The sequence below is a fragment of the Christiangramia aquimixticola genome, assembly GCF_048285835.1.
Taxonomy (GTDB): Bacteria; Bacteroidota; Bacteroidia; order Flavobacteriales; family Flavobacteriaceae; genus Christiangramia; species Christiangramia aquimixticola.
This window is the reverse complement of sequence record NZ_JBLVTL010000002.1, coordinates 361,755-371,580: the sequence shown is the minus strand read 5'-3', so window position 1 is coordinate 371,580 and position 9,826 is coordinate 361,755. Positions and strand designations below refer to the sequence as shown.

The 9,826-nt window shown below is 38.1% G+C and carries 9 protein-coding genes; 6 read left to right on the top strand and 3 right to left on the bottom strand.

The genetic code is table 11. From position 1 onward, the window contains the following. Positions 1–71: 71 nt before the first annotated feature. Positions 72–467 carry a DoxX family protein gene (locus ACNKXV_RS05320; protein WP_417906666.1) on the bottom strand — a complete coding sequence of 132 codons (396 nt, stop codon included), beginning with the start codon at positions 465–467 and terminating at the stop codon, positions 72–74. A gap of 2 nt (positions 468–469) precedes the next feature. Then, on the bottom strand, positions 470–1,627 hold the full coding sequence (locus ACNKXV_RS05315; RefSeq protein WP_417906665.1) for a DNA polymerase III subunit: 1,158 nt from the start codon (positions 1,625–1,627) through the stop codon (positions 470–472). Positions 1,628–1,695: 68 nt separating this feature from the next. On the opposite strand from ACNKXV_RS05315, the gene ACNKXV_RS05310 reads away from it, so the two are divergent. The 3 genes from ACNKXV_RS05310 to ACNKXV_RS05300 are packed head-to-tail and all read left to right on the top strand — an operon-like array spanning position 1,696 to position 5,519. After that, positions 1,696–2,880, top strand: coding sequence for a phosphoglycerate kinase (locus ACNKXV_RS05310; RefSeq protein ID WP_417906664.1), 1,185 nt, complete (start codon positions 1,696–1,698; stop codon positions 2,878–2,880). Between the two features lie 47 nt (positions 2,881–2,927). Further along, entirely contained in the window at positions 2,928–4,514 is a 1,587-nt protein-coding gene (locus ACNKXV_RS05305) for a lytic transglycosylase domain-containing protein (protein ID WP_417906663.1), read from the top strand. Positions 4,515–4,538: 24 nt separating this feature from the next. Then, the gene (locus ACNKXV_RS05300) at positions 4,539–5,519 is read left to right on the top strand and encodes a DUF4837 family protein (protein WP_417906662.1); all 981 of its coding nucleotides are present in this window, start codon (positions 4,539–4,541) and stop codon (positions 5,517–5,519) included. A gap of 49 nt (positions 5,520–5,568) precedes the next feature. Here the strand turns inward: ACNKXV_RS05300 and tatA are convergent, their stop codons facing one another. Continuing rightward, the gene (tatA, locus tag ACNKXV_RS05295; RefSeq protein WP_417906661.1) at positions 5,569–5,778 is read right to left on the bottom strand and encodes a twin-arginine translocase TatA/TatE family subunit; all 210 of its coding nucleotides are present in this window, start codon (positions 5,776–5,778) and stop codon (positions 5,569–5,571) included. A gap of 155 nt (positions 5,779–5,933) precedes the next feature. On the opposite strand from tatA, the gene ACNKXV_RS05290 reads away from it, so the two are divergent. The 3 genes from ACNKXV_RS05290 to ACNKXV_RS05280 all read left to right on the top strand — a co-directional run. Continuing rightward, on the top strand, positions 5,934–6,803 hold the full coding sequence (locus tag ACNKXV_RS05290) for a M23 family metallopeptidase (RefSeq protein WP_417906660.1): 870 nt from the start codon (positions 5,934–5,936) through the stop codon (positions 6,801–6,803). 3 nt (positions 6,804–6,806) lie between these two features. Continuing rightward, positions 6,807–8,300 carry a GH3 auxin-responsive promoter family protein gene (locus tag ACNKXV_RS05285; protein WP_417906659.1) on the top strand — a complete coding sequence of 498 codons (1,494 nt, stop codon included), beginning with the start codon at positions 6,807–6,809 and terminating at the stop codon, positions 8,298–8,300. A gap of 9 nt (positions 8,301–8,309) precedes the next feature. Continuing rightward, on the top strand, positions 8,310–9,826 hold a 1,517-nt coding region (locus ACNKXV_RS05280), incomplete at its 3' end, for a DUF6909 family protein (protein ID WP_417906658.1).

The following is a 9,826-nucleotide window of genomic DNA, read 5'->3' as shown; positions in this document are numbered from 1 at the left end:
ATTTTCAGTTTAATAAAATAAAAAAGGCTTCAGATTTTTTGAAGCCTTTTTTTTATGCAGTATTGTTTTTCTTATTGCATTATGTAAACACCCAAAATGCAAACGATAAAATATCCGGTAAGGGTAAATGCTCCCGCATAATCTTTCGCGATTCTTTGGCCGAATAAAAGCATTAGTAAAGTAATACATGCCAGAATACAGCTGTACAGAGCCAGGCTTGTATCATTATATCCTAATATCCATACGATACCGGCAATTGCAAGGATTCCTACCAAAACTTCAATAATTAAAATGATTCCAACCATTAAAGGAACCATTCCGCTTAAAAAAGTTCCTGAAAAATGCTCTTTTAACCATCCGGTATTCCCATTCCAGTCTATAGCTTTATCTACTCCAGATTGCAGGAAGGTTATAAGTATAAAAACAAGGATTAATAACTCGGTAATGTGATTAGTAAGGTTTTCCATTGTTAGGCTGTTTTTTTATGTAAAAATCGGGTTAGTTTAATTGATAGGTCGGTTAAAATGATCTTGGCATTTCCATTCCGTCCAATATGATAAATAGCAGTTTCTATAGCTTCAGTTATATCAAGAATATTATTTCCATGCACAAACGGAGCAAAATTCTTCATTTTAAATTTTTCCGTGGTCGGTTCCAGATAAACCAGTTTTTCAGCTTTATAATTTAAAAGCATAGATTGCCTGAAAAAGTCAAGACAATAAAGTAAAAAGCTTTTCTGGGTTTCGCGGTTTAAACCTGCAATCTCTTCACTCCAGGCTACCAGTTCCAATACCGTAGCTTTATTTCCTTTTGCTTTAAATGCACTACGAACCCAGCTTATAAACCAGGTTTCAAATTGTTCATCTCCGGCATCCTTTTTTAGAATATGAGTTGCACGGGTATAATCCCCGTTGGCCTGATGGGCTATTTTTTTTGCGAGTTTAGGTTCACAATTTTCTTTATTGATCAAAGTTTTCTCAATATCTGCTTCTCCCAGTGGCGGAAAGTGCAATCTCTGGCATCTGCTTCGAATGGTCTGGATGATCTGTTCTTCATCTTCTGCAATAAGTAAAAAGATGGTATTATTTGGAGGCTCTTCAATTAGTTTAAGCAATTTATTAGCCGCTTCCATATTCATCTTCTCGGGCATCCAGATGATCATGAATTTGTATCCGCCTTCATATGATTTTAAGGAAAGTGCTTTGACAATTTCCTGAGCTTCATCAACACCTATTTTCCCCTGTTTATTTTCAATTCCCAGATTTTGGTACCAGTCATATAAACTACCATATGGGTTGATTTTTATAAAAGATCTCCATTCTTCTAAAAAATGAGAAGAAACCGGATGTTTCTTTATTTTATCATTGGCCGCTACCGGGAATGCAAAATGCAAATCGGGATGCGAAAGGTTGTTGAATTTTAAATTACAGCTGGAGGCCGATTCATCATTATTTTCACCACCGGTATTTCGGCATAAAATATATTGTGCATAAGCGATGGCCATGGGTAGAGTACCACTTCCAGGCTTTCCTGTAAAAAGTTGGGCATGAGGAATTCTCCCTTTATCTGCCGTTGTAATCAGGTGATTTTTTATGTGCGGAAGCCCTATTATTTCGTTAAAAAGCATAGGCAAATATAAAATTATATAGGCTTTATTATCTTCGGAAAAATTTATATTTGTAACAAAGCATTTCTATGAAAACAGTTGACGATTACAATTTTAATGATAAAACCGCTTTAATCAGGGTAGATTTTAATGTTCCTCTTAATGAAAATATGGAGGTTACAGATGCAAACCGAATTGAAGCAGCAAAACCAACCATCATTAAAATTCTTGAAGATGGAGGTAGGGTTGTCTTAATGTCTCACTTAGGAAGACCAAAAGGAAAAGAAAGTAAATACTCTCTTAATCATATAGTTGAGAAAGTTTCTGAAGTAATAGGGGTAGAGGTAAAGTTTGTGGAAGACTGTACCGGAGAGGAAGTTGAACAAGCAGCCAACAACCTTAAGTCAGGAGAGATCCTTTTAATCGAGAACCTTAGATTTCATGAAGAGGAAACCAAAGGGGATGAAGACTTCGCTAAAAAACTGGCTAAATTAGGGGATATATATGTGAACGATGCCTTTGGTACTGCACATAGAGCCCATGCATCCACGACAGTTGTGGCTAAATATTTTGAAGAAAAGTGTTTTGGTTACCTTTTAGCAAAAGAAATCAAGAGCCTGGATAAGGTTTTAAATAGTAAAGAAAAACCTGTAACTGCAGTTTTAGGAGGTGCCAAGGTATCTTCCAAAATAACAGTTATAGAAAACATCCTGGATAAGATTGATCATTTGATTATTGGTGGTGGAATGACCTATACTTTTATCAAAGCCCAGGGTGGAAACATAGGGAATTCACTGGTAGAAGATGACAAGCAGGAGCTTGCACTGGATATTTTGAAGAAAGCCAAGGAAAAAGGTGTAGAAGTACATTTACCGGTAGACTCTATCATTGCAGATAGTTTTTCTGAACAGGCAAGCACTCAGACAGAAAGTGTGGATAATATTCCTGATGGCTGGATGGGTCTTGACGTGGGACCTCAAACAATTAAGAATTTTGCTAACGTGATTAAGGATTCCAGGATTATCTTATGGAATGGTCCTTTAGGTGTTTTTGAAATGGACACTTTTGCTACGGGTACCATCAAACTTGGTGAAGCCATAGCTGAAGCTACTAAAAATGGTGCTTTTTCACTTGTTGGTGGAGGGGACTCTGTTGCAGCTGTTAAAAAATTCGGTTTTGAGGATAAGGTAAGTTATGTTTCCACTGGTGGTGGAGCCATGTTGGAGATGCTTGAAGGTAAATCCCTGCCAGGGATCGAAGCAATTAAAAATTAAATGATACGAAACCGGATTATATTCCGTTCGTTATTGAAAACAGATTTATGCTGAGAGGAAAATTTTTTACGCTGTTATTATTGGCGGGTATTTCTGGCTTTGCTCAGGAAAGTGATAAGAAGCAACGGGTTGAAAAGGCAAACTTCAGAGTACAGATATTTCAGAAATCTGCTGATACAGAAATTCAACTTGCTGCACCAGATGAAGAGTATCTTGATAAACTGCCAATTTCTGCAACGATCAATGATTCTGCAAAAGTAAAACTGGCAGATTTTCCACATGCCCGTACCATAGATTCTTTGTGGAAGCTGGAGCTTACCAATTCAGATCTGTTTGCGGAAATGCAGCAGTCTATTTTGGATCAGGATTATGAAGATGTGGTCTATGATGAGTTGCCCACAGATACTTTAAAAGCAAGGCTGGCAAAATTGAATGCCCGTACGCCTTTTAACGTGGAATACAACCCTATTCTTGAAAGTGTTATCAAATCCTACCTAAAGCGAAATAAGAAGAGTATGGAGCGTTTAATGGCGCTGAGTACTTATTATTTTCCTCTTTATGAGCAGGAATTGGATAAATATGACATTCCTCTGGAGATCAAATATCTTTCCATCGTTGAATCTGCCTTAAATCCAAAGGCAAAATCAAGAGTTGGCGCCACAGGGCTCTGGCAATTTATGTTTGCAACAGGAAAAATGCATGGTTTAGATGTAAGTTCCTATGTAGATGAGCGAATGGATCCTGCACGTTCTACTGAAGCCGCTGCACAATATCTGGCGAGTTTATATAAAGTATTTGGAGACTGGAATCTCGTATTAGCCTCCTACAATTCAGGGCCGGGGAATGTTTCCAAAGCCATAAGAAGAAGCGGTGGATCTACAGATTACTGGAAATTACGACATTATCTTCCACGTGAAACAGCAGGCTATGTACCTGCTTTTCTTGCTACTTTATACCTTTTTGAATATGCCAATGAGCATAACTTTCAACCAAAAAATCCCGATGTTGTCTATTTTGAAACCGATACCATCAGGGTTAAAAAACTTCTGACTTTTGACCAGATCTCGAAAGTTACCGGAGTAGAAAAGGAAATGCTGCAGTTCTTAAATCCGAGTTATAAGCTGGATATCATCCCGTTTGTGGAGGATGAAAAATATTCTGTAAGACTTCCTAAGCCCGTGATAGGTAAGTTTGTGAGCAATGAAGAAGCGATTTATGATTTTGTTCAAACCAAAATTGAAGAGAAAAAAGAGTCTCTGCCGCAGTATGTAGAAACCAAAGACCGGATACGCTACAAAGTAAGAAAAGGTGATTATTTGGGTAAAATTGCCGAAAAATATGGAGTTGGAGTAAGTAGTATCAAAAGATGGAACAATATGCGTAACAATAATTTACGCATAGGCCAATACCTTACCATATATCCTCAAAAACCTGTAGCCATAACTTCCTCTAAATCGTCTAATTCTGGTAGTAAAAAACCAGATCAAAGATTCTATACGGTTAAGAGAGGGGATTCGCTGTGGAGTATTTCCAAGAAATTTCCCGGTGTTACGGTACAAAATTTGAGGAGTTGGAATGATATGAATACCAATCGTCTTAAACCCGGAATGAAAATAAAGATTTCCAAAGGTTAAGAATTAAATCCAAAAATCTGAATAATGAAACGTAGCTTAATCGTATTAGCCGGTATCTTTTTATTAATTGCCTGTAAACAGGAAAAAACAACTAAGGACGACCGGATTCTTACAGATTCTTCCGGTAATATTAATCAGCTTACCGTAGTTGTTGAAAATAAATTATGGGAAGGTGAAGTAGGAGAAGCTATTAGACAAAATTTTGCCGCTCCGGTAGATGGTCTGCCGCAGGAAGAACCATTATTCAGTTTAAGTCAGATTCCGCCGGAAACATTTACCGGCTTTGTTAGGAACAGTAGAATTTTCCTTAAGATCGAAAAGGACGGAAATAAAGGGATGGACCTTGTTACCGATGAATTTTCACGACCTCAAACAGGTATTGTTATCCAGGGACAAAATTCAGATGAAATCATTGAGGTTATCAATAAACAGGCGGATTCCATCGTAAAACTTCTTAAAAAAACTGAGCTTAAAGAAAAGCAACGCCGTATTAGAAAGTCTTTAAAGAAAGATGATGCTCTAAGTAAGAAGTTTGGTTTAAACCTTAAATTTCCTACTGCATACAGGTATGCTAAAGACGAAGAGCAGTTCTCCTGGATAAGAAAAGAGATCCCTAAGGGAAGTATGGAAATACTGGTTTATGAGGTGCCAATTAGTTCGATAGAAAATGACTCTTCTGTAGTGTCTAACATCATTAAAATGCGTGATTCTATTGGAGAGGCTCAAATTCCTGGAAGACTGGAAGGTTCTTATATGATTACTGAAAAAGCTTATGCTCCTTACCTTTTTGAATCTGAAATTGACGGAAAATTTGCCTACGAAACCAGAGGAACCTGGGAAGTTCACAATGATTTTATGGCCGGACCTTTTGTGAATTATGCTATTAAAGACACTGAAAACAACAGATTTATAATCCTGGAAGGATTTGTTTTTTCCCCTTCGAGAAGTAAACGGGATAATATATTTGAATTAGATGCGATCCTGCAATCTGCGAGGATTGACTAAATAAAAAAACCCAACTGAAAAGTTGGGTTTTTAATTTTATAGCGGTTTCCTATTTGTTCTCTTTAGGTACTTTATTACCATTATCTGGATTAGGATCCTTATCATCATCTTTCGATGCGTCTTTAAATTCTTTAATTCCGCTTCCAAGACCTCTCATTAATTCAGGAATTTTGCGTCCTCCGAAGAGCAGCAATATCACCACCACAATTAAAATTATTTGAGGTGCTCCTATGGCCAAAGGCAAAATAATTGCATTCATGTCTTTTAATTTAGTTCTACAAACTTAGCAAGAAATAAGGAATATAAACGTTAAGATGGGAATAAATTAGCTTTTTTAAGCGCTTCTCAATTACCTGTAACAGGGTATATAATAGGAAATTATTTAATTTATCTTTGTAACACTTATCTACGCCTATGGCTGAAAATAAAAAGGAAAAAAAGAAGTTCGCGAAGAAGCTCCTCCATAAATACAGAATGGTGGTTCTAAATGAGGATACCTTTGAAGAAAGGTTTTCCTTTAGATTAACCAGATTAAATGTATTTGTGGCAGTGGGAGTATCTGCAATTTTACTTATCGCCTTAACCACCATCTTAATTGCTTTTACCCCATTAAGAGAATATATTCCGGGGTACTCATCGGCAGATTTAAAGGAGAAGGCAGCAAACCTTGCTTATACTTCAGATTCTTTGCAAGAAGTGATCAAGCTAAACGATCAATATCTAAACTCCATTAAAAATGCTTTATTGGGTGAATTTGATACTGATAAATTAAATAGGGATTCTCTATTAAGTCAGCCCATCACAGATCTGGAATACGAGGAAATTAACCGGATAAAAGCAGATTCACTTTTAAGGGAAGAAGTAGCTCAGGAAGATAAATACAATATCCTTCCAACCGCCACAGATAATATCAATTTCTCTCTGTTCCCTCCGGTGAAAGGATCAATTTCAGAGCCTTATAATATCAAAAAAAAGCACTACGCCATAGATATTGTGACCACGCGTAATTCGCCAATTAAGGCTGTGGCCGATGGTCGTGTTATATTTGCTGAATGGACGGCAGAAACCGGGTATGTGATCATTCTCGAACATAGTTATGGATTGCTGTCGGTTTATAAACACAATGCTTCCATTAGCAAAGCACAAGGTGATATGGTAAGAAGTGGTGAGGTGATCGCCACGGCTGGAAATACTGGAGAATTAACCACAGGGCCTCATCTTCATTTTGAATTATGGAATGAAGGAAACCCGGTAGACCCTGCTGAATATATAGATTTCAATTAAAATATGTCTGTAAAGTCTTTTGCTGCAAAAATCTTTGCATCTGTAATAAGGAGAAAAATAAATAAATGGGCTTCAAATCCGCATGAAACCCAGGAAAAGGTTTTTAAAGAGCTAATAGAAAAAGCTTCCAAAACCAAATTTGGACTTGATCATGGTTTTGATCAGGTGGCAAATCATGAAGATTTCGTAAAAAGAGTTCCTGTCCGGGATTATGAGGAGCTTAGAGAATATGTTGATCTCATGGTTGCGGGGAAAGAAGATATTCTCTGGCCGGGGAAACCATTATATTATGCCAAGACTTCCGGTACCACCAGCGGAGCAAAATATATTCCTTTGACCAAAGAGTCAATGCCAACTCATATTAACGCGGCAAGGAATGCCATTTTGTGTTATATCCATGATTCCGGGAAGTCTAAGTTTGTTGATGGTAAGATGATCTTTTTGCAGGGAAGCCCGGAGCTTTCTGAAAAGAACGGGGTAAAGCTTGGCCGCCTATCAGGGATAGTGGCGCATTACGTGCCGGGATATCTTCAGAAGAATCGTATGCCCAGCTGGGAAACCAATTGTATTGATGACTGGGAGCAGAAGGTAGATGCCATTGTTGAAGAAACCGTCAAAGAAGATATGTCGGTTATCAGCGGGATTCCGTCCTGGGTGCAAATGTATTTCGAGAGACTTATGGATAAAACCGGAAAGAAGGTAGGAGAGATTTTCCCTAATTTCGATCTCTTTATTTATGGCGGAGTGAATTATGAGCCTTACCGCACCAAATTTGAAAAATTGATTGGTCGGAAGGTTGATAGTATTGAACTTTATCCGGCTTCAGAAGGTTTCTTCGCCTTTCAGGATAAACAGGATGAAAAAGGAATGTTATTACAGCTGGATTCCGGGATCTTCTATGAATTCATCAAAGCTGATGAGTTCTTCGATGAAAATCCTAAACGACTTGTTCTAAAAGATGTTGAAGTAGGAGTGAACTATGTAATGATCATTTCCACCACTGCCGGGCTGTGGGCATACAATTTGGGAGACACCATTCAGTTTACTTCCACCAGCCCTTACAGAGTAATGGTTTCGGGAAGGATAAAACATTTTATTTCAGCGTTTGGAGAACATGTGATCGCCAAAGAAGTGGAAGAAGCTTTACAGGTCGCGGTTTCAAAAACCAATGCATCCATAAGTGAATTTACGGTAGCCCCTCAAATTAATCCGGAAGACGGAGAATTGCCTTTTCACGAATGGTTTATTGAATTTGAAAAAGAACCGGAAGATTTGAATAGCTTTGCCTCGTTGATCGATAAAGCTATGCAGGAGCAAAATTCGTACTATCTGGACCTGATCGAGGGTAACATCCTGCAAAGACTAAAGATTAAAAAAATGCCACAGAATTCATTCCAGGAGTATATGAAATCAATTGGTAAACTTGGAGGGCAGAATAAACTTCCAAGACTTTCCAATAACCGTGACATTGCAGATAAATTATATAAGATTATTTAAAAAATTACTATGTCGATATTAAAACTACAGGGTAGAACCAGAGCCCAGGAAAGTTCGGGTGCTATAGAACGTATGTATATAACCATGAGACACCTTTTTAATCGTGGCTTTTACAAGCCTATGGGTGTTTCGGGAGAGACCTTAAGAGAATCTTTATTAACCCTTAGACCGGAGATTTACGGTTCTATTGCCAACGAAAAAGCAGAACTTGAAGGTTTGCTATATGTTATAGACCGTCTTCCACATGGGATCGAGGAATGCAGATTTATAAACTTAACCAGTGACGAAGGTTATGGGAATTCTCACTTTAAGCCTATTATCCCGCCTAAGAGAAGAAGAAACTGTTACAGGATCGATGATGAACAAATGAACATTGAGATCACGCGTGGGCGTTCAGAAATATATGATATCCTTACGCATTTGACCTTCCTTTTTATTGAATCTCATAAGATCATGAAAAGGGTGATCATAGATGAAGATGGAAGTGTGAACCGGGATTGGGAAAAACTTGAATACGCGGTTACTCAACTGGATGGTCTAACTCAGGCTCAGCGTGAGGTTGCGCTTACTCATACCGCCAGTATTCTGGGTAGAACTTTCTCTGAAATCAATAATCTTTATCCAAAATTTTCAACTCCACAGAATCCGGACAGGTTCCTTAGAGTGATCTGGTCTTTAGGAAAAATGGCGATTCGCGAAGCGGTGAAAAATGAAAAACGCATCATCACTTTTAGTCCGGTATTAAGGGAAAGACTTGGACACCATATTCATGGAGAGATCTGGGCAAATAATATAAAATCTGTTCTTGTTGAAAAGAACCTAATGGATAGACCTGTTCATATCATAAGTGCGAATATGCATAGTGTGATGAATACGCTGTATACTCCAGTTGCGCTTAAAACTGAATTGAAAAAGAAGAAAGCCCTGGATATATACGAGGAATTGAGTGACAGCGGGAATGGGGCTTTACGTACCAAAGTAACCAAAGCGGCATTGGATAAAGGAATGACCTTTATTGAAGATCGAAGCGGTACCAATATAGACGTTCAGATTTTTGATACTTCCATGCTGGAGGAATTTAGTTTTAAATCTGGATTCGCAAATCTTAAAGCTGAGGAAAAACCGGTTATCGTGGTGATGGATTATGCCTTTGGAGAGCAGGCTTACGAAACCATGGACGAATTGCTGAAGCCATATAATTTCAACGGTATCGAGATCAAAATGAACGTAAGGTCGATCTCTATTATGGGGAAAGCTGGAATTCTTGAAGGTGGAAAAGGAGATATCATGATTCCTGATGCTCACCTTTTTGAAGGAACAGCAGATAATTACCCGTTCGAAAACCAATTGAAGAAATCTGATCTTGATGGTCATGACATCAATGTTGTGGATGGAGCAATGATCACCGTACTTGGAACATCGCTTCAGAACAAGGATATTTTAAGATTTTTCCATGATTCTACCTGGAATGTATGTGGACTGGAAATGGAAGGTGCGCATTACCAGAAGGCTATTCAAGCCGCTTC